The organism is Blautia faecis, assembly GCF_020554845.1.
Taxonomy (GTDB): Bacteria; Bacillota; Clostridia; order Lachnospirales; family Lachnospiraceae; genus Blautia_A; species Blautia_A faecis.
Genome location: NZ_JAJCIA010000019.1, coordinates 1 through 25114, shown reverse-complemented (window position 1 = coordinate 25114; position 25114 = coordinate 1). Strand labels below are relative to the sequence as shown.

19 protein-coding genes and 2 pseudogenes are annotated in these 25114 nt (G+C 41.5%); 3 read left to right on the top strand and 18 right to left on the bottom strand.

The window, feature by feature from the left end; genetic code table 11:
* Window positions 1-18: 18 nt before the first annotated feature.
* From LIZ66_RS10695 to LIZ66_RS10670, 6 genes and pseudogenes are all read right to left on the bottom strand, one after another.
* Window positions 19-1008 (bottom strand): nucleotidyltransferase family protein, encoded by a 990-nt coding sequence (locus tag LIZ66_RS10695; protein ID WP_227200819.1) that lies wholly within the window; start codon window positions 1006-1008, stop codon window positions 19-21.
* 161 nt (window positions 1009-1169) lie between these two features.
* A complete protein-coding gene (locus LIZ66_RS10690; protein WP_118577559.1) occupies window positions 1170-2123 on the bottom strand; it encodes a carbohydrate kinase family protein in 954 nt (317 codons plus the stop codon).
* Between the two features lie 59 nt (window positions 2124-2182).
* Window positions 2183-3667, bottom strand: a complete 1485-nt coding sequence (locus LIZ66_RS10685) for a glycoside hydrolase family 32 protein (RefSeq protein WP_195982731.1) — start codon at window positions 3665-3667, stop codon at window positions 2183-2185.
* Window positions 3668-3712: 45 nt separating this feature from the next.
* On the bottom strand, window positions 3713-5392 hold the full coding sequence (locus LIZ66_RS10680) for a type 2 periplasmic-binding domain-containing protein (protein ID WP_173715763.1): 1680 nt from the start codon (window positions 5390-5392) through the stop codon (window positions 3713-3715).
* 21 nt (window positions 5393-5413) lie between these two features.
* Window positions 5414-6307, bottom strand: coding sequence for a carbohydrate ABC transporter permease (locus tag LIZ66_RS10675; RefSeq protein WP_148461557.1), 894 nt, complete (start codon window positions 6305-6307; stop codon window positions 5414-5416).
* A 12-nt stretch (window positions 6308-6319) separates the two neighbouring features.
* Window positions 6320-7257: pseudogene (locus LIZ66_RS10670) on the bottom strand (ABC transporter permease).
* Between the two features lie 253 nt (window positions 7258-7510).
* Between LIZ66_RS10670 and LIZ66_RS10665 the strand changes: the two are divergent.
* A complete protein-coding gene (locus LIZ66_RS10665; protein WP_118577564.1) occupies window positions 7511-8536 on the top strand; it encodes a LacI family DNA-binding transcriptional regulator in 1026 nt (341 codons plus the stop codon).
* A gap of 214 nt (window positions 8537-8750) precedes the next feature.
* On the opposite strand, the gene LIZ66_RS10660 is transcribed toward LIZ66_RS10665, so the two are convergent.
* The 11 genes from LIZ66_RS10660 to LIZ66_RS10610 all read right to left on the bottom strand — a co-directional run bounded on the left by LIZ66_RS10660 (window position 8751) and on the right by LIZ66_RS10610 (window position 22068).
* The gene (locus LIZ66_RS10660) at window positions 8751-9167 is read right to left on the bottom strand and encodes an ATP-binding protein (RefSeq protein ID WP_195409245.1); all 417 of its coding nucleotides are present in this window, start codon (window positions 9165-9167) and stop codon (window positions 8751-8753) included.
* A gap of 63 nt (window positions 9168-9230) precedes the next feature.
* Window positions 9231-9758 carry a hypothetical protein gene (locus tag LIZ66_RS10655; RefSeq protein ID WP_227200820.1) on the bottom strand — a complete coding sequence of 176 codons (528 nt, stop codon included), beginning with the start codon at window positions 9756-9758 and terminating at the stop codon, window positions 9231-9233.
* Between the two features lie 274 nt (window positions 9759-10032).
* Complete coding sequence (locus tag LIZ66_RS10650; RefSeq protein WP_118577566.1) at window positions 10033-10743, bottom strand: LytR/AlgR family response regulator transcription factor; 711 nt, start codon at window positions 10741-10743, stop codon at window positions 10033-10035.
* Between the two features lie 107 nt (window positions 10744-10850).
* Window positions 10851-11273 carry a hypothetical protein gene (locus LIZ66_RS10645; RefSeq protein WP_173715761.1) on the bottom strand — a complete coding sequence of 141 codons (423 nt, stop codon included), beginning with the start codon at window positions 11271-11273 and terminating at the stop codon, window positions 10851-10853.
* Between the two features lies 1 nt (window position 11274).
* Complete coding sequence (locus LIZ66_RS10640; protein ID WP_195982729.1) at window positions 11275-14403, bottom strand: glycoside hydrolase family 3 C-terminal domain-containing protein; 3129 nt, start codon at window positions 14401-14403, stop codon at window positions 11275-11277.
* A gap of 182 nt (window positions 14404-14585) precedes the next feature.
* Complete coding sequence (locus LIZ66_RS10635) at window positions 14586-17081, bottom strand: glycoside hydrolase family 2 TIM barrel-domain containing protein (RefSeq protein WP_227200821.1); 2496 nt, start codon at window positions 17079-17081, stop codon at window positions 14586-14588.
* A gap of 195 nt (window positions 17082-17276) precedes the next feature.
* Entirely contained in the window at window positions 17277-18578 is a 1302-nt protein-coding gene (locus LIZ66_RS10630) for an alpha/beta hydrolase-fold protein (protein ID WP_173734770.1), read from the bottom strand.
* On the bottom strand, window positions 18559-18750 hold the full coding sequence (locus LIZ66_RS10625) for a hypothetical protein (RefSeq protein WP_173718073.1): 192 nt from the start codon (window positions 18748-18750) through the stop codon (window positions 18559-18561). Before LIZ66_RS10625 ends, LIZ66_RS10630 begins: the two co-directional genes overlap by 20 nt.
* 181 nt (window positions 18751-18931) lie before the next feature.
* Window positions 18932-19753 (bottom strand): carbohydrate ABC transporter permease, encoded by an 822-nt coding sequence (locus LIZ66_RS10620; RefSeq protein WP_173734771.1) that lies wholly within the window; start codon window positions 19751-19753, stop codon window positions 18932-18934.
* On the bottom strand, window positions 19750-20631 hold the full coding sequence (locus LIZ66_RS10615) for a carbohydrate ABC transporter permease (protein WP_226815705.1): 882 nt from the start codon (window positions 20629-20631) through the stop codon (window positions 19750-19752). The genes LIZ66_RS10620 and LIZ66_RS10615 overlap by 4 nt, the downstream gene beginning before the upstream one ends.
* Before the next feature lie 120 nt (window positions 20632-20751).
* Complete coding sequence (locus LIZ66_RS10610; RefSeq protein ID WP_118577574.1) at window positions 20752-22068, bottom strand: ABC transporter substrate-binding protein; 1317 nt, start codon at window positions 22066-22068, stop codon at window positions 20752-20754.
* 354 nt (window positions 22069-22422) lie between these two features.
* Between LIZ66_RS10610 and LIZ66_RS10605 the strand changes: the two genes are divergently transcribed.
* Both LIZ66_RS10605 and LIZ66_RS10600 read left to right on the top strand, forming a co-directional pair.
* Window positions 22423-24252, top strand: a complete 1830-nt coding sequence (locus LIZ66_RS10605) for a sensor histidine kinase (RefSeq protein WP_173773194.1) — start codon at window positions 22423-22425, stop codon at window positions 24250-24252.
* Between the two features lie 21 nt (window positions 24253-24273).
* Window positions 24274-25017: a response regulator transcription factor gene (locus tag LIZ66_RS10600; protein WP_173769864.1), complete on the top strand. Its 744-nt coding sequence runs from the start codon at window positions 24274-24276 to the stop codon at window positions 25015-25017.
* A gap of 36 nt (window positions 25018-25053) precedes the next feature.
* Here LIZ66_RS10600 and LIZ66_RS19995 read toward each other — a convergent pair.
* Window positions 25054-25114: pseudogene (locus LIZ66_RS19995) on the bottom strand (DUF6783 domain-containing protein); the annotation flags it as partial.

Here is a 25114-nt window from a genome sequence, read left to right as displayed (position 1 = left end):
GCTCCACTTACTTTTTTCTCAATCAATCACATCATTCTGAAATCTGGACAAATGCTCATAAGGCAGAATCAATCTGCCTCGGAACAATCCACAGCCATCGTTGATCAGACTGTTATTTACCGCAGAAAACATATTCACGTCAAGATCTGCTAATTCCAGGGAAAGTAGCTTCATCCCCCGCTCATAAGCCTCATCAAAGTAAACACATTCCCCTTCCGGGATCACATCTCTTCTGGCTCGCTCGTCCTGCTGGCGTTTCTCATAGCCCAGATGATTGGCCGGTCCGATTTCCGCAGTATCATCCATTTTCTGGGTGCGGAGCTGTACCTCCATGTAGGATCTGGAGCTGTTATCATAAAATGTAATATGTAAAGACTGATACCCATATTCACTGGTACCACAAATATAATCTCTGTAATAAGGCTTTACATCATCATTTAGTTGATCAGAAGTACTCAATTTCACTCCCTGAGCCGATTCTGCTGTAAAGCCTCTCTCTTCCAGAAATCCTGGCAGCACATTTGCGATCTCATAAAGATAGCGGATAGACGCCTGCTCCTGTTCTTCCCCTGGCTTCAAGTGACATCTTGGCATACAGACCACAATCCGGTAAGCAATAAAATCACGAAAGCAGCTCAGCTTATTTTTCAGCTCTGCAACCGACGGATAGGTACCATTTTCCCGGTAATAATCGTAAATATATTCCACTACATATCCATTAAATTTCTCTTCTGCCCGGATCAATGACTTAATCCTGCCTTTAAATGTAAAAGCAAGAAATGGATATTCATGGGCCATATATTTGTAAAATTCCCGGATCTTCTGGGACTGGGCCGTAAGGAAATCATTATGCTCCAGAAGTTCCGTGATCTGGAGCAGAAAGTTGCTGTGCACCAAATCGACTTCGTTATGGTTCTTCTTCGCTTCCTTACGCAGATCCTCTGTATATTTCTGTAAAATTTTTAAAACCGTATCTCCGGAATATAAATAATCATTCAGTGTAATCATAGCGGTCACCTCGTTTGTGAACGTTCTTTCTGACTGTGTTTGTTACAACTATTCTAGCAAACTTTTACAATTTAGCAAGAAAAAGTTTTATTAACATTTTCCCATTTTAAAAGGGACCTCCGAAGAAGTCCCTTTGTTGTATTCCTATTCTTTTGAATATTTTATATTAATAGCTTTATTTCTTTTTCTTCCGGCATTACTCTCAGTGCGCCTTTTCTTGTTGTGATAATTGAGGCAGCTGCATTGGCAAACGTTAACATTTCAGCCAGATTTTCCTCTTTTAGTCCATTAATTCCATGTTCACAGACATAGTGCAATACACAGCCGCAGAATGTATCTCCTGCTCCGGTTGTCTCGATGGTATTATCCTGTAAAAACGGCTTTACTTCCACCATCATTTCATTATAATAAGCACGACTTCCTTCTCTTCCCATAGACACAAGAATCAGCGGAATCTGATAACGTTCTCTAATCCAGTTTACGCCATCACTATAATCTTCTTCTCCTGTCAGCCACTGAATTTCATTATCTGAAATTTTCAGTATCTGACAATGACCAAGACCATATAATACCTGCTTTCTCGCCTCTTCCATAGACTCCCAGAGCGGTGGACGTAAGTTGGGATCAAATGAAATAATAGCGCCAGCTTCTTCTGCAATATGAATTGCTTCTTTCGTTGCCTCCCGCACCCCTTCATGTGTCATAGACAATGTACCAAAATGAAAAATTTTCGTATTTTTGAGAATATCTTCACAAATTTCAGCTTTATTCAGCATCATGTCTGCACCCGGATTACGGTAAAAAGAGAAATCCCTGTCTCCATCGGGATATGTATGTACCATAGCAAGGGTTGTATGTATCTTTTCGTCTGTACATAATCCAGTGTCATCAATTCCAACTTCTTTTATTGCAGCCCTCAACTGTTCTCCGAAGAAATCATTTCCTACCTTTCCGATAAATGCCGTGTTATGCCCTAACTTTGCTAACATTGCAAGCACATTACAAGGTGCTCCTCCGGGATTTGCTTCAAACAGTGGATTTCCCTGATTGCTTTTTCCGTTTTCAGTAAAATCAATCAATAATTCTCCCAGTGCCGTTACATCATATTTCTTCATACGTTGCTCCCAATTCTTGTATTTTTACCTTACTCATTCATGACAAGCTTCTGGAACTTTCATACCAAATCATATTTCACTACATCGATCTTAGCCGCACCGTCAACAAAGAAAGAAATTCCCTTTGCATTCTGTTCTGTAAGAATCACAGCAGACATAACCTGTTCTCCGTCATTGATAAATATTTCCGCGCTGAATCTGTCCAGAATTACTCGTAATTTCAATTCATTACAGTCACCATTTACCAGACATTCTCTCTGATGAACCACTGCACGTTCGCTTCCGGAGAAGCTTCTGTCGATTTTCAAAACTGATTCATCTGGACGGAATCGTAAAGTGGAATGATATTTTTCATTCTCTGCAAAACAGAGTTCGAATTTTTTATAAAGCTTATCTTTATCTACCGGTTGTATTACAAGCTCCAGATCTACGGTACGTCCTTCAATCTGGTCAAGTGTAATTCTGGTGTCTTTAATCACAACATCCCTGTACTCGACTTTATTTGCACGCATGGAATCCAGTTCTCTGACCGGAACCTGATACAATCTTCCGTTTTTCACAGACACTTCTCTCGGAAGGCTCATTTGTGCAAACCATTTAGATTCATTTCTGCGATAAGCAAGAGTATCCCAGTTCTGCATCCAGGCAATCATAATTCTTCTTCCATCTGGAGCAAGCAATGTCTGCATTGCATAACAGTCAATTCCATAATCCACACTCTGATAAGACTGTTCCTTCAAAGTATGTGTCTCAGAATCCAGATCTCCTATGATACATAATGTTCCATTTCCATTATGATATTCCATTCCTTCCGGAATCATGTCCTGTGGGCTTGTCAGAAGCACATATTTGCCGTCCAGTTCAAAGAAATCCGGACATTCCCACATCTTTCCATAGCGGTTTTTATTCTCTGCCAAAGTACTTACAAATTCCCATTCAAAACCATTTTTACTTCTGTAAAGAAGAATCTGTCCACTTCCATCTGCCGGACGGCTGCCTATGACACAATAAAAGTTTCCATCTTTTTCTTTCCAGATTTTTGGGTCACGGAAATCTACTCTGCTTGCACCTTCCGGCAGATTTTTAAAGGTCAGGACCGGATTTTTGTCATACTTCACGTAATCTTTTCCATCTCCCACAGCCACCGCCTGTGTCTGAACATCCCTTGCGGTTCCGTCCTCCAGTATTTCCCGGTCCACAGCTGTATACATAAGCAGCTGTCTGCCGTCCTCCAGCTCTATGGCACTTCCGGAAAAGCAGCCCACTTTATCGTAATCCTGGTCTGGTGCCAATGCTGCCGGGAGATAGTCCCAATGCAGCAGATCCTTACTTACCACATGCCCCCAGTGCATGCTGTCCCAATGTGTGTTATATGGATTGTACTGATAAAACAAATGGTATTCTCCCTTATAGCAGGAAAATCCATTGGGATCATTCATCCATCCAACATAAGGAGTTATATGAAAAGCCGGTCTGTCTTCCGCTTTAATCTGCTGTCCCTGTGTAAATTCATATTTTCTTGCCTTTTCTAACATTTCGCTCATGAAAAATCTCCTGTCAAAGTCGTTGTTCAGTTCTTACATCTTTTGTTACTTTTCCGCGCTTAAGGATTCCTGATACTGATCAAAATATTTCTGTTTGATTGAAAGATAATCTGAAAGTCCGTATTTCTCCATTTTTTCCAGGTAGGAATCCCATTCTTCCTCTATTCCTCCATTCAGGATCCAGTCAGCTTTCTTCTGTTCTGCATATTTTTTAATATCGGTATCATACTGTGATACTTTGTTTGTATCATCAATACTCATAAATACATTTGGATAAACATATTTGCTATTCATATCCTGTACATAGGTCTCATGCATATTATCCAGACGCCATTTTGCATCTTCCGGCTGTGTCACATATACATCATAATATTCATTCAGCACGGCCAGAGGGCCATTTACAGATTGCGCCTCACGCACTTCCACTGGAGACTGCTCTCCCAGATCCATATGTTTTAACATTTCGCCGCCGTCTTTGTTTGTAGACAGTTCAAAAATGTTAAAGGAATCCTCTTCGCCATAAGTACCCCAGTTATTCTGCGGAGACTGGAGGGGTGCATACATCTGATCAATCCATGCAGCAGCAAGTGCTGTATTACGACAGCTGGATGTAAGAACACATCTTCCACGGTCAAATCCACTGGTTTCACTGTTGTTCTGTCTGGTAATATTTCTCATGCCATCCGGCCCGGTCAGTGCCGGAAGCATCACATAATCTGTATTGTTATCTATATTCGCAATATCCCATGTGAAGCAGAGTCCGTAACGGTGATTCTTTCCTTTTGCAACATAAGTAGACCACTCCTGTGTAAAGGCTTCCGGATCTACAAGATCTTCTGTCACCAGTTTATGAAGCCATTCAATTCCTTCCTTGTAGCCTTCCTGAACAGTTGTATAAATTACTTTTCCTTCATCTGTTACCGCGAAATGATCTCCTGTGTCTCCGTAACCCTCTCCAAATCCATTTATTAAAATCGCCGGATCCTGATCTCCGTTATTGATAATAAAGGACATTGGAATTACATCACCTTCAATGGAAAATTCTTTCTCCAGTTCTTCTGCATGATCGCGGAACTGAATCAGTACCTGTTCCAGTTCGTCTGTTGTTGTAGGAATCTCAAGTCCAAGGTAGTCAAGCCATTTTTTATTAATATATGGAATATCTCCAATCGCCTGAATTGCTTCTTTTCCTGCACCAAGCTGTTCAATCCACGGGAAAGAATAGATATGTCCATCCGGTGCTGTGCACATAGTCCTGTACTCTGGGTATTTTTCAAACACAGCCTGAAGATTCGGCATATATTTGTCAATCAGATTTTCCAGTGGAATGATAATTCCCTGCTTCGCATATCGCAGCAGATCATAATCACTCATTCCTGCATTAAACAATCCATCCGGCAGATTTCCAAACTGAGCCAGAGCCAGATTCTTTTTATCTGAAAACTGATCGGATACAAAACAGGTCCAGTCAATATGAACATTTGTCTGTTCTTCCAGTCGCTGGAAAATCACTCTTTCATTGGGATCCTGTGTGGAAGTAGCCGGTGCACTTGTAATAAAAGAAAGCTCCTCTGTTTCCTTTAATGGAAACTGTACCTCAGATACTGGTGTGTCCGGGTTGATCTCCGCATTAAGCTGCTGCTCTTTTCCACACCCTGCCGTACTTATCATCATCGTCAAAGAAAGTCCAAGTGCAAGTAAACCTTTTACTCTGTTTTTCTTCATATCTGTATCGTTCCTTTCTTATCAGCCTTTTACTGATCCGACCATAATTCCCTGATCAAAATACTTCTGGAAGAATGGGTACATTACTAAAAGCGGTAAGCTTGATACCACAATGGTTGCATATTTCAGCTGTTCCGCTACCTTTGCCATTTCAGCAGTACTCTGAATATCTGCAATCATACCTGGCTGCGGAGTATTCTGTACCAGAATGGAACGAAGTACTAACTGCAGAGGCTGAAGATTTGCATCATTCAGATAAATCATTGCATCAAAATAGCTGTTCCACATTCCTACAAATGACCACAGTGCAAGTACTGCAATGATCGGCTTACATACCGGCATCATGATTTTGAAGAAATGCTGGATCTCATTGGCTCCATCAATTGCAGAGGCTTCTCTTAATTCTGCCGGGATCGACTGGTAGTATGTTCTTGCAAGGATCATATTCCAGACATTAAATGCTCCAGGAATTAAAACTGCCCAGACTGTATTTACCATATGCAGCTGATTGATTAAAATAAAAGTCGGGATCATTCCACCGCCAAAGAACATTGTGATCAGAAAAATAAGATTAAAAAGTTTTCTTCCCACAAATTCCTTCTTGGACAATGGATACGCTGCCAGCAATGTTATAAAAACAGAAATAGCTGTAAATGCAAGTGAATACAGAAAAGAATTCAGGAATCCACGCCAGATCATCTCATTTTCCAGTACTCTGCGATATGCATCCAAAGTCCAGTCCTTAATATGAAAACTCAGTCCCTGATTATTCAAAACTGTAGGATCCATAAAAGAGGCAAGCACTACATACACGATTGGAATTGCAATAGAAAGTACAAACAGTCCAAGAATCAGGAATCCAATTCCAAGGATAAGACAGTCTGTCTTCGAATATTTTTTCTTTATTTTCTCCATCTTCGCTTCCTCCTATAATCCTTCTCCGTCGTTCAGCTTCTTTACCACCCAGTTTACAAAAACTAACAGAATTACATTTACTACTGAATTAAACAGACCAACAGCCGTCGAATAACCATAATCGCCGTTCAAAAGACCAATACGGTATACATATGTTGATAAAATTTCTGATGCCGGCAGGTTCATATCTGTCTGTAATGCATAGGCTTTCTCGAATCCAATACTCATAATATTTCCAGCCTGCAGAATAAACTGAATTACAATAATATTCTTGATTGCAGGAAGCTCCACATACCAGATCTGCTGCAGAAGATTTGCGCCATCCATAATAGCTGCTTCTTCCAGTTCTTTGCTTGCATTGGATAAAGCAGCCGTGTACATAATAGAGGCCCAGCCTGCTGTCTGCCAGATTCCACTTGCTATGTAAATGGTGCGGAAAGCAGATGGCATTGTCATCCAGTTTGTACTGATTCCTAACAGTTTATTCAGAGGTCCGACTGGAGAAAGCAGCATTCGTACCATACCGCAAAGTACAATTACAGATATAAAGTTCGGCATATAGACCAAAAGCTGTACTTTCTTCTTAACTCCGGTTCTGCGGATACGATTTAAAAGCAATGCCAGAATGATCGGAACCGGAAAGCCCCACAACAGTCCATAAATACTCAGTTTTAACGTATTCAACAGGTAGTTCATAAAATCCGGTGAAGATAAAAACCGCCTGAAATATTCAAGTCCGACCCATGGACTTCCAAGCACTCCCTTGATTACGTTGTAATCCTCAAATGCAATCAGAAGTCCCCCATAGGAAGATACTTAAAAATGATTGTCAGTAAAAGTCCTGGCATTAAGAAAAAAAGATATAACTGCCAGTTTTTCTTCACATATGTAGCCTTATCTCTCCACGTTTGCTTTTTCACGGGCATTGTTTGGTTCTGCATTCTTTTCATGCACTTCTCCTCCATTCCTTTCCCTTTTCGTTCTCGGAACCGGTTAAGTAACCGGTTACTTTATAGCTCGATGTTACTACATCCAAGTTCATATGTCAACACTTTTTCAAGCTAAAATAACCGGTTACGTAATCGGTTATTTTAGCATTGCCTTTTTTTTAAATAATTGCTATACTAAAAAAATAATATAATCCCAGTAATTAAAAGATTCCCCAATATTATTCTCATTTATTTATAAGGAGATTAAATTTTTATGGCAAAAAAACAGGTGACATTTGCAGATATTGCAGAATATACTCATTTTTCAAAAACTACAATATCACGGTATTTCAATCATCCCGATTCTCTTACGCTTGAAAATCAGGAAAAGATTTCACAGGCCCTTGATACCCTTGGCTATAAAAAAAATAAACTTGCAAAAGTTCTGGCAAATGGTAAAAGTGAGTTTATCGGAATTATTGTTCCAAATCTCTACTTGCATTACTACTCTGAAATGCTGACACAGCTTCTTTCAAGCTATAGTAACTACCATTACAAATTTCTTGTTTTTTCCAGTGAACACGGTGCCGAAGAGGAACAACAGTATATTGAAGAGCTTCTTTCCTATCAGATTGAGGGGCTTATTGTTTTAAGCCATACACTGTCATCCCAAAAACTGGCTTCCTATCAGATTCCTGTCATTGCCATTGAGCGAGAGGCAGAATATATCAGCAGCATTACCACTGACAATTATATGGGTTCCCTTCAGGCTACCTCCCTGTTAATTCGTGATAAATGTGATATATTGATTCATATCAATGTCAATGTTGAAAAAACAGTCCCGGCTTATGATCGTATACGTGCATTTGAGGAAACATGTAAAGAATATCAGGTTCCTTATGACATTGATCTAAGCGTAAGCGGCAATTCTTATCAAGAGATTTTAAATGTGATAAGACGTATCTTTACAAGAATTGAAGAAAAGTATCCGAATCAAAAAAAAGGTATCTTTCTTGCGAATGATACCTATGCCAATATGTTTCTCAATTTAATTTTCCAGAAATATGGTAAATTACCACCTACTTACGAAATTATAGGTTTTGATAATTCTCCAATTGCCAGTGAATCAATCCTTCCGATCACAACTGTCGGTCAGCAAATTGATGTTATTGCACAGACTGCCATGGAGCTTCTGGTGCAGCAGATGGAAGAGCAAAAAAAGCGAGCGCCTAAGCCACTGGAAAAGCCAATTCACAAACAGATCACTCCGGTGCTGATTCGCCGGAATACTACCAGTTAACTTATTGCTGTCGTATATTATTAAAGCGGACATTTCAGGTCCGCTTCGCTACTTGCTCATGAACGCAGTCGCTTCGCGATCTGTCAGTGGGAGCTGAAGGCTCCCACTGACAGAAGCATTCCCCCTCACCTGCCGCTTAGTGCTCCGCGCACTTGAAGCGGGGGAATGCATATCTGCGTTCAAAAAAAGGCACCTCCCCAGTTTGAAAAAGGCTCTAATCTAGAACTGGAAAAATAATATCTACACTAAAAATCTTTTCTTCCAAATTCGCCACAAGATTTCCGCCATATTTTTCCACCACATATTGAATACTTTTCATGCCAAAGCCATGATAATTATCATCTCCTTTGGTACTCACCGGAAGCCCATTACGAAATTCCAGTTCATCCTCGCAATAATTCTCAATATGAATCCCCATCACATCCTGTCTCGCATATCCGATGAGGCTGATAATTCTCTTTTCAACTGGCAGCTCCGCTGCACATTCAATAGCGTTATCTAAAGCATTTCCAAATATGGCAGCGATATCTCCCGATTTAATACCAGTAAGCTTCTCTCCATCAATCATATATGAAAACTTAATTTGATATTTTTCACAAAGAAGATTCTTTTCTGAAAGAATAATATCCAATGGCTGGCAGCCTGTTTTCGCAAGCCCGTCATAAATATCTACTGCTTTACGTATTTCTTCCAGCTAGCCATGATCTGCATTTCCGGCTTGTTCCAATTCCAGAATCCGGTGCTTAAGATCATGACATTTCATGTTAATGATTTCAACTGTTTTCTTTGACAACTCATACTGTTTTGCATTTTCCTTTATTAACTGCTCAAGAGCCAGATTTTCTTCATTGAGCCGGGACTGCTCCAGAAGCCCAAACTGCATAAAAAGAGATAAAATACAGCAGAATACAAATGGAACACGGCACGCCATAACCATATCCAACTTTTCACTGATCAGCCAGCTTTGAAGGAGCCAGCAGACACATAAGGAAATAATGGCTACCCAAAGTACACGGACTCTGTTCTGGCTGATATTCGGAAAATTTTTTATTTTTGCTGCACAAGTGAGATAGCAAATAATATATACAATGGTAAATCCAATGACCATTTCCGTGGAAAGCATCTTGAAAGAAGTTTTGGTCACGATACAAATCAGCACCTGAATATTGCTTCCAAGATTCTGTACAGTAAAAGCTCCAATTGTACAAAATAAAATATCCAAAAAAGAACGCCTGAAGCAAAACCACATGTAAAGCTGCATAAAAACAAGCACAATAAAGGTTCGAATTCCGCTTATATATTGACCAATTATAATTGGAAGGGTAACTCCCAAAAGCAGACAGGCAGTTCCCCCTACAAGCAGGCGTAACCAGAAGCGTTTCCTTTTTTTTAGATGGAAAAAGAACATAGCTTCCGCTATAAAAAGTTGGATGATAAAACAGGTAATTCCCTGTATTTCACTTGTAGATGAAGCTAATATTTCATAAATTGCCACGTCAGTTTCCTCCCCGGTTAATGTACATTGTCATTTGATCTATAAAAGTTTTTTTATAAGAACGGGAAATCGATAATTCCTTTCCATTTACAAACACGCTGTTTCCCTGATAGCGGGAAATCCATTCCAGATTTACACAAAAGGATTTGCTGCAACAGGAGAAGCGACCTGTCGGAAGCTGTGCTATAAAATCTCCCATTGTGCTTCGCAGGCGAAAGGTCTCTTTCGAAGTATGAAGATAAAGATAATGCTTTGCACTTTCAATATAAATCAGATCTGCAATATCAATTTTAACAGTTCCCTGTTCAGAAGGAACATATATCTGATAACCATGAAGCTTTTTACAGATTCGGATCGCTTTGTCCAGTTTCAGCGAAAAGTTGAAATATTCAATAGGCTTTACCATAAAATCAAGAGCCTGCACTTCATATCCGTTAATGGCATATTGCGCCATATTGGTAATAAAAATAAGAGGAATCTGGCTATCAAATTCCCGCAGTTTTCTGGCGGTGTCAAGACCATTCATATGAGGCATTTCAATATCCATAAGAGCAATGTCGCAGCTGGCTTTATAATCGCTGATAAAATTTAATCCGTTTTCAAAGCATTCTACAGCTAACGGTTCCTGTTTTTCTTCTGAATAGCGTAATATATAGTCTTGAAGAATTTTTGCACTTTTCTTATCATCTTCCACAATAGCAATGGTAATCATAGTTATCCTCCATGGTATAATGAAAAAGCCGGAGTCCTTTTGGGCATTCCGGCTTTTTCATTATACCATGTAAATATTAATTTGTGCCATATTTTACAGCAGATAAATCAAGCTTTTGTCTCATCCTTACAAGTGCATTTCTGAAATCCAGAATAAGAGGAAACAATATATGCAATCATGGAAAGTGCCATAAGTACGGCTGAAATTATGAATTTTTTTATGGTTGCAAACTCATAAAGTCCTGATACCACATATCCAATAAAATCAACTTGTGTATAAAAACTGTTAACAAGTGCTGCTGCAGTCAGAATTGCATTTGCAGTAAGCAGAAGGCTTGTCCACTTAAAATCAGGTGCCACCTTCAAAACGATCATCGCAAGAATCTGCAGAACCACTGTTACAAGCAGCAGAACCTCAATATAAGATTCTGTATGTCCTGACTGGCGGTACATTACAAAGCCGATCAGCGCAAGGATTGCAGCCACAAAGCTTAAGTAAAAACCAAATGTTTTATTTTTCAGATATCCCATATTACTTGTCCTCCTTCACGTAAACTGTCTTTTTGCGAAGTGAATTTCGAAGGTACATAACTGCAAACAAAAGTGTCAGAAGTCCAAATACCACCTCTGCTGCCATAAAGGCAATCTGCCACCATGTAAGAACGTGAATATATTTAGTGGAGGTTGTAATTGTATTCATATCATTACTTGCAACTGTATTATATACGAAATATTTAATTGTTTCTTTCATCTTTTTCTGGAAAGCAGAGTCCTTTGCAATCAGCTTCAGGTTCTCGGTTGAAGTCATGGAACCAATATTAGCGCTTTCATATGCGGAAGTTGTAAGACATCCGCCACCGCCGCCAAATACAATATCTCTCCAGTTCATGTAATCAGCACCGTTGATCATATCTGTTACGATCCAGCCTTCAAAGCCCCACTCGTTACGTGCAACCTGCACCTGTGAAGCTTCGGAAGCTCCTGAATATACAGTTCCAAGACGGTTGAAGCCTGTCATGATTCCCTGCGCATAGTTATTTTCCATAGCTCCCTGGAATGCACGGAGTTCATTTTCCCTTGCAGCCTGCTCTGTGAAGAATGTGGAAACACCGGAACGGTTTAACTCCTGATGATTCATGATATAGTGTTTCGGCATCATCATAAGACCTTTGGATTTTCCGCCTTTGCAGACAGCCTGTCCCAACAGGTTGGTAAGCATGGCATCTTCTGAATAATATTCATGATTTCTGGAGCAGTAAGGTGCACGGTGAATGTTAAGACCAGGTGCTGCAATGGAGTTGGCATTGGACCACAATCCATCTTCACCAAAGAGCTCTCCTTCTCTCTCTACAAGTTCTTTATTGAATGTTGCTGCAACTACAGGTTCTGTAGGCATGGAGCTCATAGAGTAGGAAGCATATTCGTTGTCTGAAGAAACATAAGTCGGCTCGGAAGAGTTGGATTCATTCCAGCGGGTTGCATATCCTGCAATCTGGTCGTAGCTGTAACCGATCGGTCCGTCATACCAGATTGCTTCTGGCAGGAAAATAGAATCCAGCTTCTCAAAGTTTTTATCTCCTGCTTTCTCAATAAAGTTGGCAGCCTCTTCCAAAGTCAGCTGATCCATAAGCTGATCCCATTTTTCATCAGACAGAGGAAGTGCACCTGCGAAAGTTCCATCCTCATTAAACTGGAGGAAATCAACGGTGCTTAATCCGTTGTCAGCTCCCCAGACAACTTCTTCGTCACTATTCTCAGTAAGTTCATAAGTGGAGTTTGTAAGACCTTTCATCATTTCCTCTATTGGAGTAATGCTTTCCACTTCTTTCCAACCCTTGCTCCAGTCAGAACGTGTAGTGTATTCAGCAGTATCCGGGATCAGATTGTTAATATCGCAATCCTGGAATGCATTCTCTACGTTTTCAGAATAAGTCTCTTTATCTTCACCAAGAGAAACTGTCACTACATTTTCCGGCTCAATTGTTTCATCGTCTGTAATTGTGATCAGATCGTCTGTGGAATCTGTTTTTACCGCCAAGACATTGTTTAATGCTTCATGCGCACCGTTTCCGATTGTGAAATAATAATCACCGGAATCCAGCACCCATGCGCCCTCTGTTCCATCTTCTTTTACAGCTTTTTCATCATAGCTTGCCATATATTCCGGAGCGAACTCAATTTCCAGAGTCTGTGATTCGCCAGGCTCAAGAACCTCTGTTTTTCCAAAATCAAGAAGCTGAATAGAAGCTTTCTCCAGTCCGCCCTCTATATATGGTGTCTGTACATAAAGCTGGACAACATCTTTTCCGGCAACGTCACCGGTATTGGTTACCTTCACTTTTGCAAGTCCCTTTTCCCCAGATATTACATCTACACTTTCCAGCTCCTGAGTAAAGGTTGTATAAGATAAACCATATCCAAACGGATAAGTTACTTCATCTACATAGTTCCATGCTTTGCCAGTAGAAGAGCCTTCTGTGGTGGCTGCATTTCCCTGATCCAGAACAGTATCCTCGTAACGGGTTTCATAATATTTATAACCAATATAGATACCTTCTGTTTCTACTACATACCAGTCACCCTTGTCTGCTTCTGTAAGTTCTGCACCAGATTCTGCATTGGAAGCATTAGTATAAGTATAAAGACCAAAGTTGGTCATTGCCGGAGCAGAAACAGAACTTGTGGCATAAGTATCAGAAATATGACCGGATGGATTCACATCGCCAGAAAGTACATCACATACTCCAAGGAATCCATTCATTCCCGGAAGTCCAGTCCAAAGAATTGCTCCAATCTCCGGATCATCCTTCAGTTCCTGGATTTCCATAGGAACGTCAGAGTTGATCAAAACGATCACCTTGCCATTGCTATTTTCCTTTGCAAGCTGGATCATCTCTTTTTCGTAAGCTGAGATAGACATCGGGGTGTCGAAGCTGTCCCCATTAGGATCCTTCATATTTGTGCTGTAGTCAGACGCCTCTGAACTGTCTCTGGAAAGAACAACAATTGCTGTTGTATCCTTAGCAGATTCCAGAATATCATCTGTGTAAAGTTCAGCAGGTGCCTCACCTACTGTATATGTATCTGCTTCATTATAAGAAGCGGAAAAAGCAGGTACAAGGCTATGGCCCGGAACTTCATTTCCAAAGAAAGAAGCTTTTCTGTAATATGGTGCGCAGGTTTCACTTGCATAAAAGCCTTTCATGGTTTCATTTACTGTGAAGCCTCTTTCATCCATAGCTTCTTCAATACCATAAGCGATCTGACCATTCTCTGAATCAGCCACAACAGAGGAACCAATTAATCCGCCGGTTCCCGGAAGATGGCTGTTTAAGCCCCAGAGGGTAACAGCTTCTTTGGATTTGTCAAGTGGAAGGGTCTGATCTGTATTTTTGAATAAAACGGAACCTTCTGAAGAAATTTCAGCAGCCAGCTGTTCTTTAGCCTTTACCAGATCCTCTACATTATCAAATTCAGATTCATAATAAATGCCATCAGAGTCAGAATCTCCCTGCTCGATTTTGTAGCTTGAGGTTCCAAGTGTCGCATTAATGAAATCCACTCTTGCATTTGCAATTGAGCTTCCGCCCAGTGTGATTGTGAGAAGTGAGGCTGTAGTTGTTGCCAAACCACGCCAGATTTTCCCGGTATGCTTTTTCATATTTCCTTTCCTCCTAATAAATTTCCTTTGACAGATAAACACATACTTTTCAGATAGTTACTCTGTCCTTTCAGTTCTGTTTGAACCGCTGGATTTACTATAGCAAAAGGAATGGGATTTGTGAAAAATTCGGCAAATTTGGAACCGTTTCTGGCAAAACTGGTAAGCATATGAACTTTAAATCAATCTAATATTTCAATCTCTTTCTCTGCATTTCCAAGCTCAGATTCAGCTTTCACAACTACTTTACCAGCTCCAGCCTGTGGACGGATAATCGCCAGCGCTTCTCCATAATAAGTATCTGTCTCATTGCTCTGGTAGCTTTCCGGATAATATGGGCAAGCGCTTCCAAATGCCAGAAGCTCGCCACCTTCTACTGTAAGCTGGATTCGACCTCTTACCAGCGGTTTTGTCTGACCATTTTCGTCTGTATAGCGCATTCTCACATAGCAAAGATCGGTGTCTGCATTCACGCGGGTAAGCTCTGGTTCTGCTACAAGAATCGTCTCTTTTCCAGCTGTTGTCAGTGTCCTTTCTGCAATTATATTGTCATTTGCATCATAGGCAACAGCCTTGATTTCTCCATTCTGATAGGTTGTATCAAAGAATACCTTGCAGTCATTTTTCGGCTTCTTAGTGCCTACACACTTACCGTTTATATACAGCTTCACATGATCTGCACGGGTGTAAACTTCTACTTTTGCAGCATTCCCGTCACAGCCCTCCCAGGACCAGCTTTCCATGGCATTGGTCATTTTCCATGCAGATGGGGAATGGGCATCCTTTGTGTGATCAACCGGCATAACTGCAATTGCCAGATCCTCCAGTTCAAAGGCAACTCTGGTATATGCCATCTCGCCAAGAGGCTTTCCTGTGAGATCAATCCGGCCTGATCCGGCACTTACCCAGCCACAGCCGCCATCAAAACGAGGTGCATAATCCTTATATTCCCATGCGCCGATTCCAACCTCACCCAGATAATCCTGAGCAGCCCAGACGAAATCACCAATGATACGCTTATCACGTTTTGCTTCCTGCATAAATCTGTACGCATCTGCACAGAAGGTTTCACTTCCAAGAATAATTCGCTTGGGATACTTCTTTAAATCATGATGGTAACGCTTGATTCCATAGTTATATCCTGCAACATCCATATTGGCATATGCATCTCTTGTTTTCACATCACATGGATAAAGAGTTGCTCCTGTTTTCATAAATCCGGCACCAAAAATTCCGGCTACCGTGTTATAAAATTCACTTCCCACAGCCTTTTTCTTCTTGGCATTCTCAGCAGCTTCGTCTGCTTTTTTATCGCTGTAAACACCAAATCCCATAGAGCTTAAGAAGTTAAAAAAGATATTGATTCCGCAGCTTACAGGACGGGTGGAATCCAGCTCATGAAGTCTGTCTGTAAGGGATTTTGTAAGGGAAATTCCCTTTTTCTGCGCAGTCTCAGACACTTCATTTCCTGTAGAATACATGATCACAGATGGATGATTATAGTCCTTATCCACCATATCTTTTAAGTCTTTTCTGTAGTTTTCCAGAATCTCATCTGCATAGTCATACTTTGTTTTATGGATATACCAGCCATCAATATATTCGTCCATTACAAGCATTCCCATTTCGTCACAGGCACGAAGAAGTGCTTTGGAGCATGGGTTATGTGCAGAACGGATTGCATTATAGCCAGCGTCCAGAAGAATGCGGATTTTACGGCGTTCTGCAAATTCATACGCACATGCACCAAGAAGACCGCTATCGTGATGGATACAGCCACCTTTTAACAGGACACGTTTTCCGTTGATACAGAAGCCCTCTTCCGGAGTACAGCTTACTACACGGATTCCAAAGGTTTCTTCCTGAATATCCTCGCCGAAGGTTACGCGGCAGGTGTAAAGATTCGGTGCTTCCGGGCTCCAAAGGTTTGCTCCCGGAAGAGCAATTTCTCTGGAAAATTTACCATCTGCCTGGAGAATTTCCAAGGCGATGATCTTATCTGATGCTTTGTCAGAATTTTGAACAGTTGGTTGTACTGCATTTTCGTCAATACACGGCTCTATGGTCTCGTCTGTCTGGCCTGCACTTTCGCCAGCCACAGCTTTTCTGGTAACAATCTGTTTCTCCAGAATCTCCACTTTCACCTCGCCGGCAGCATTCGGCCATGCCTCCACGCGGATCTTCGGCTCCTTATAATCCAGTGTAGTGATCTTCACACTGTCAAATCTCAGATGGTTTTTCGGCACTGTATACAGCCACACCGGACGGTAAATTCCGGTACCGGAATACCAGCGGCTGTTTGGCTGATCGTGGTTGATCACTTCCACGCGGATCACATTCTCTTCCCCGAATTTTACATACTTGGTGGCATCTACATAGAATCCGATATATCCATAAGAATGATAAGCCACTTTTTCGCCGTTGAGATATACAGTTGCCTTACGGTAAACGCCCTCAAATTCCAGTATCACTTTCTCGTCCTTCGCTTTCTCTGGAAGGATAAATGTTTTCTCGTAAGTGTAATCCTGCGCCTCATACCATCCTATATTCACACCGCCGGCACTTGTCTCGCTTCTCTCATCCAGCTGCATGGCATCATGCGGAAGAGTCACTGCAAATGCCTTTTCTTTCTCTCCGGTTCTGTAGCATACCCAGTTTTCGTTAAATGACTGCTTCATGATTTCCTCCTGAAATTTTCTATAATTTTCGTTTAATTTAAAATTCCCAACTATATCTCAGTCGCTATTTTCTACCCGTATTTTACCAAATAAAAAGCAGGCTGCCATATTTTAATCGCAACCTGCCCGAAAACACACGTAAACTGTGAAAAAAGCGGATTGCTGTTCTCCCAATTCACAGCAACGTGTTTCCCGCTAAAAAATCTTCTGTAAAAAATTATACAACGCCAGATGCCAGTTTCCCATAGAATGATACCGCATTGGAAATACATCAAAACAGGTATTTACACCAGACCGCAATCTGGGTTCTATATCCAGCAGAGCCTGGTAATCCTGAACCTGTCCAGGCAGGGCGAAGTCGAAGTTGCCGCTTGCCACATATAAATAATGAATTGGCAGTTCTGCAAAATCGCCTGTCTGAATGGTATCTTCAAATGCAGTCCTGTCTGTCCTGCTTCCGCTGAATGCCCCGAACCATGAAAAATAATCCAGACTCTGACACAACGCAGAATGATACATCGTTACCGCCCCTCTTGACAAACCGGCAAATGCTCTGTGATCCCGGCTCTCTGCGAATCCCTCATCATCTGCCGATTTTGCATATGTAGAATAAACGGATTCAATCTCAGGCATCAGATCATTTCGCAGCTCCTTTGCAAAAGAATAGGTCAGCTGATCCAGATCATCTGCACAGTCATCTTCCACATAAAAAGTCGGTGTCACCACAATCAAAGGCTCAATATCTCCATCTGCAATCATATTATCCAGCATAGTTTTGTTATACGGATTTGTTTTCAGCCAGTATTTTTCATCATCACCTGTTCCATGCATCAGATACAGAATATTGTACTCTTTCTCCTCGCTGTAGCCATAAGGCAGATATACATAAGCTGTCTTTTTCACGTCCCGCTCATCAGTAGCATATGCCTTGGTATCGTACACTACTTCTTCCACAGTTCCCGCCTGTTCTGATTCTTCCGCATCATATTTCGCCGGAACTGCCCACAGCTCATCCCGGGCCTGTCCCTGCGCCTCATGCCCTGCCTCATACCTTACTTTCCAAAATCCTAGGAAACCTGCCAGAATTAAAACAGCTGCCAAAAGCGGCAAAACTGCCACACGCCCCACAGGGATTTTTTTCCCGATCATTACTGCGATTCCCAGGATTCCTCCCAGCGCCGCAATAATACTCTCTACCAGAAACAACCAGTTAAAGTAATAAGTGCTGGTAGAAAAATTAGTATTAAAATACAAAACAAAAGCTGCCGCTGCAATCACCAGATACAGAAAAGGCATTTTGCTTTTCCATGCCATATACGCCACCAGCATAAAAGTCACCGCAATCATACTGAATGTAATAAATGCTGTCTTATCTCCCAGAATTGCAAACCGGACAATATCAATTCCGGAAAGTAACACCAGAATAACTGCGGGAATCCGGCTGATCCGGTTCCACATTTTTTCATCTGCTGTCTTCTCAATTTTCTGTTTCATCATTTCTCACTCCTACATTTTCTTCAAATACATTATCACATTTCGCAAAACATTTCCTGCAAAATCCGCAATTTGCAGCCCAGAAACCGCCAACTGCGTTACTGTTCACTCCGTTCACAGAAACACGCTTCGCCGAATCTTCCCTGTGAACAGCAACCACGCCGTGCACAATCATTTTCCCCTCAAATGAAGATAACAGATTTCTTCTTATTTTTCAGCATTCTGGCAAATACAGACATCTTTTGGGCAAAAAAATACCGGGAACAGCTCTATAAATTCTAAAATTTAAAGAACCATTCCCGTTTTTAGAAGGAATTTCAATTATAGATTGCCGCGGTCGCACTGCGCACCCCAGATCACTCTTTCACCGCACCGGAAGTCATACCGCCCACAATATATTTCTGGCCAATCATATACACGATCACAACTGGAATACAGGTAAGCACAATATCCGCAAAAATATAATTCCAATAGCTTTTATTCTTTCCAAAGAACTGATAAACTGCCATGGTCATCGGGAACATTTTGCTCTTGCTTGACAGATACAACGGAGTCAGGAAATCGCTCCACACACCCATAAACTGCAGGATAAAACAGGTTACCATAGTAGGCTTCAGAAGCGGCATGATGATCTTGAAAAACAGGCTGATAGGACCTGCGCCATCAATAACTGCTGCCTCGTCCAGTTCCACAGGAACAGAAACCACAAAGTTGCGGATGGTGAATACACAGAACGGAATCATGGCGCTGGTAAACACCATAATAATTCCCTGTCGTGTATCGTTCAGATGAAGAGTGCTTAATACTCTCACCAATGTTACATAGTTAACCGGGAAAAACAGTCCGCAAAGTACGAAATAATATAAAAATACATTTAATCTGGTACGCTTACGGCACATTACAAAGGCAGCCATTGCACAGAGCACAACACCAAGAGTGGTTGCAACCAGTGCGTAAAGTAAACTGTTTGAAAATCCCTGGAGCAGATTTCCTTTGTCGATAACCTCGGTGTAATTGGAAAACAACCATTCTTTCGGAAGGGCAAGACTCATTCGGGAAGCCTCGCCTTTACTCTTGAAAGAGTTTATAACTACCATATAAAAAGGCAGGATAACGGTCAGGCACAGCAGGATGCAGACCAGATGTTTCAGCAGATTCTGAACTTTTTTCTTTGTCATTGCTGTACCTCCTGTTTTCCTAAAGTTTTAACAATTACAACACCAGCAATTGCCGTGATCAGAAGCAGAATACTGTTCAAAGCAGAAGACATACCGTACTGGCCTCTGGAATAAAGCTGGAATGCGTAAGTGGTAAGAACCTCTGTTGCATGTCCAGGGCCACCATTTGTCAGAACGTAAACGATATCAAATACCTTCAGGCCATAGGTAATACCAAATACCAGGTTGATCATGATGGCGCCGCTGAGCATTGGAAGTGTCACATAGCGAAGTCTCTGCCAGAAGTTTGCTCCGTCGATCTCCGCTGCTTCATAGTAGGATCTCGGAATGGTATTCAATCCGGCGAGGAAAATCGTCATTACATAACCAATACCTCTCCATGCATCCACACCATAAATGGATTTCCACACAACCCCAAGATCCGAAAGCCATTTCTGTTTCAGGATACCAAGATGCAGTGCATCCAGGATTGCATTAAGAAGACCGTTGTTATAGTTTAAGATAGACTTAAAAACAAGACCGATAATAACAAATGGAAGAATGGACGGCAGATACAGTAAGGTTCTGTAAAGTCCTTTTCCCTTCAGTCCTTCCTGAAGCATGATGGCAATCAGAAGTGCCGGGATCAGCTTCACAATATTGGAAATAATGGTAAATTTTAATGTATTTCCAATACCGCTTAAGTAATCCTTATTTGATGTAAAAATCTCTTTAAAATTGTCCAGTTCCACAAAATGGACACCATTTAATACACTTCTTGAATTCCAGTCTGTGAATGAATATGCAACACCCATTATACTGGGAAGCAGGAAAAAGATAATGTACAAAGCCAGCGGCAGTATCAGAAACCACTGTGGATAAATTTTCTTCTTATTCAAAGGCGATACCTCCCCTCTATCAAACAGTGCGAAGGAATCACTCCTTCGCACTGAAGATATACCCTTATTAAATATCTTATGCTTAAATAATTATGTCAATTTCTTACCGGAAAACTTTATTTAGTTCCAGTTTGCATCGCCAACTGTCTTGGCAGCCTCTGCACGGTTGGTGTCCATATTTGCAAGAACGTCATTTGCTTCCATTTCGCCCTGGCAGAATGCAACCATATCCTGACCAAACTGCATCCAGTAATCGTTTGTATATTTTGTGCCGGTCTGCAGAACAGATACGCTCTTCTTACTGTCATCTACTGTTGCAAGGAACTCTTCTTCCTCTGGCAGCCAGTGTTGCTCAATTGCATCATCGTTCATATCAACGTTTGTGTATGCAGGAGAGTTGTCAAGGATTTCCTGAAGACTCTCTGTGGTTGTAACAAAATTGAAGAATTCTTTTACAAGATCCTCATGCTCTGTTCCCTTGTAACCAAACATGGTAGGTCCAGCCGGGTTGGTCGGATACCAGGTGTTATCGCCAAGTGGGATCAGGAACATACCAAACTCATCCTCTGTGCCTGTGTCATCTTTGATCTGCTGAATGTAACTGGAGTTTGCCATAGCCATTGCAATGTTTCTGTCGCCAAATTCATTTGTCAGGTTGGTGCTGTCAGTTCCAATCCAGTCCTCTCCGAAATATCCTGCATCGGAAAGCTCTTTGAACTCGTTCAGAACCTCAAGCATTTTCTCATTGTCAGCAAATGTAGCCTGATTTGTATTCAAAGCATCGTAAAGTCCTGGTGTAGCTTCTTCGTAAACACCACCGATCTGGAAGAATGCCAGCTGATGCTGCCATCCATCTGCACCTGGCATAAACCATGGAGTAATTCCCTGTTCTGCGATCTTAGCGCAAAGGTCTTTCAGCTCTGCATAAGTAGATGGTATCTCCCAACCATTCTCTTCGAACAATGTTTTGTTATAAACCATTACATATTCTGGTGAATTGTGCCAGATCTGAAGTCCGTATAATTTATCATTGTATACACAGGATGTTTTTCTTGCTTCCGGCATAAGATCTTCCCAGGAAGCTCCTGTGAAATCAATACAGTATTTCTCTGGATCAACGATTGTAGACTCGATTGCAAATGGGTTAGACTGAATCCAGAAAATATCTGCGCAGGAATCAGTAGCCAGTTTGGACTGAAGCAGGTCAGAATACTGGTCAGCCGGAATAGTCTGAAGGTCAACTGTTACACCATAAGTATCTTCAAAACGCTCGATTGTTGCATCATATCTGTTATCCATCCAGCCTGCTGATACCAGAATACTCAGTTCCTCACCGGAAAAATCTGCAGTCTCCTCTGCAAATACGGTAAGTCCGCTTGTCATGGACGCGATCATTGCTGCTGCACAAGCCACTGCCACAAAACTCTTTCTTTTCATTTACATATCCTCCTTTTAATAAAATGGCATTTACCTCATTCAGGAATCTCCGCTGATTCCTCTGTTCTTTTGATGATATTATTTTATCAGCCAGATGCTTTTTAATCCATGGATATTCTTACTTTCAATTTGTACTTTTTTCACCACATATTATACTTTTTTCACATAAGCTTATGTTTCTTCGAAAAGTCACCCGAAATTCTTATATATATTTTCTCTGTTTTCGAGCATTTATTTGTACTTTTTAAACAAATATGATATACTGATTTTTAATGTTTCACACATGGATTTCTGCATCTGCTTTCATAATATAGTCAGCAGCGCGGGCAAAACAATTACAGGAGGTATCGCCAGATGAAATCACGCAGTTTACAATCCAAGCTTTTTTTTGCCTATATCAGTCTGGCCTGCCTGATTCTTTTTTCTTTTGCTGTTTTTTTCTATGCTTTTGTTTCCAGACAGCTCAAGCAAAGTCAGATCAGTGCCATGAACACTCTCAATTCCAGCTTTCAGACTCAGGTAGATTCCGCGATCCGCAATCTGGATGCAGTATCTGTAAACATTAACTACAGCAATCAGTCAAAAACCATTCTGGACAATTCCTTCAACTTAAATATTTCCAGCAACATGCTTTCTGCCATGTCTGATTTGTTTATTTCCCTTTCCGGAACCGAGCTGAAGGCAGATCAGGTAAATCTCTATGATTTTTCCGGATATGTTCTGGAAGCCGGCATCTCAACTATAGTCAAAAAGACGGATGGCTCAAAGGATGAGTGGATTGAGGTCGCCCGTGAACTGGAGGGAAAAAAAGTCCTTACTCCACCCTACTGTACCAGAGAATATACAAAAACAGCCACCTATGACCAGTGGTTTATTTCCCTGTACCGATCCTTTAATAATCAATATAAACGTGGCGTGGGTGTGATTGAAACAGCCAAGCAGTGCAAATCTGTTTTTAAAAGTATCATCACTTATAAAAAAAAGAACCATGAAGATGCTGCCAGCATCTATGTTTTTGACAGCAATGGCGATCTGATCTATCCCTACGATATTTCCCAGGAATACAAAGCAGCACTTCAGCCCTACTATGAACTTACCAAGGGAGATGATTCAGCCCTCACTTTTATCAGTCCTCTTACAGGAAAAACAGAGTATGCAGCAGAGGCCGTATCCTCTTATACCGGCTATACCTATCTTACAATTCAGCCGGAATCTGTAGTTCTGGCTCCGGTTTACAATCTGCTTCGTATTCTTGCGGCAATTGTTGCGCTGTTTCTGACAATCTCCATCTTTATTTCCTACCGGCTTTCCCGTTCAGTCGTAAAACCGGTAAAGCATCTGAAGCATATTATTCAGCGCATGGAGCTTGATACACTTGGACAGGAAAAGGTAACTGCATATCCGGTTTCCGTTAATGAACTGGAAGAGCTCTACCAGGCCTTTCAGCTGATGAGCGACAATCTGAAGGATTCCATGGAGCAGCTGAATCAAGCTAAGGAGCAGGAAATGAAAGCCAGAAGCATGGCTTTGCAGACACAGATCAATCCTCATTTTTACTACAATACCTTGTCCAGCATTATAGTTCTGGCAGAGAACGGAGATTCTGAGACCGTGGTAAAAATGTGCCGGAATCTTTCCCGGATCATGCGTTATATTACCAATACCACAGAGACAACGGTCACTTTAAAGGATGAACTGGATTATGTACAGAAATATCTGTATTGTATGAAGGTCCGTTATCAGTCCAGCCTGAATTACAGCATCCATGTAGATGAAAGCCTTCTTTCCCAACCAGTCCCCAAGCTGATCATCCAGCCTATTGTGGAAAATGCCATTCGCTATGGTTCGAACTGTGCACCGCCATGGAACATTTCGATCACCAGCGTGGTCACGGAAGGAAGCTGGCAGATTGAAGTAACGGATTCCGGTCCTGGCTTTACAGAGGAAGCCAAAGAGAGGATCACTGCCAACATTATGAAAGCCATTCAGAATCCGGGACTTCCGGAACTAAAAATAAATGGGCTGGGAACTATAAATGTGTATCTCAGATGGAAAATATTCTGTAAAGGAGACATTATTTTCAGATATGGAAATACCGCTGATGGGCACGGAATCGTGTCTATTGGACGGTATTTTTCCAAGACAGCTAAATCAGCAGATGAAACTGACTGCATAAGTGAATAAGCAAGGAGGAATCAAAACAGTATGACGTACACTGTCATCGTTGCGGAGGATGAAGAACTTCTGCTCACAAATCTTGTCCAGAAAATCCAGAAAGCGGATCCGGATTTTCTGGTGGCAGGAACTGCACAAACAGGCGATCAGGCTCTGGCTCTGGTAGAAAAGCTCAGCCCTGATCTTGTAATTACGGATATCCGTATGCCTGTGATGGATGGAATCACCCTGCTCACAAAAGTAAGGGAGCAGTTTCCATTTACTAAATTTATTATCACCAGTGGATTTTCAGATTTCGAATATGCAAAAAAGGCCATCACTTTAAAGGTTTCTGATTATCTGCTGAAGCCAGTTGATTCAGAGGAGCTTAAAGAAGCTCTCTCCAAGATCAAACAGGAATTTCAGATTGCCGGAAATGATTACGAAGAGGTGTTTAATGCCCGGACTGCTGCCATGACACCAACTCAGATCGCCACATTACTGAAAGATTTCATTGTAAAAAACTACAGCGAGGACATTAATCTGAACCTGATCGCAGATAACATGAACTACAGTCCCAGCTACCTGACCAAAATTTTCTGCCAGGTCTACGGTTGTACCCCGTCCAAATATCTGATCACCCTGCGCATGAGCCACGCCCAGCGTCTTCTGGTCCATGAGCCTGGTCTGTCCGTGAAACAGATCGGGGAAATGTGCGGCTATCATGATCAGGGATATTTCAGCAGAATTTTTAAGAAACATACAGGTAAAAGCCCGTTGGAATTCCGGGGGTAAAGCTTTGAAGACCGGCAGGGATTGTTCCCTGCCGGCCTTCTGACACGCTCTAGAGCGTGTTTGAAAAAGGCTTTCTGCAAGATGTGCGTCACAATTT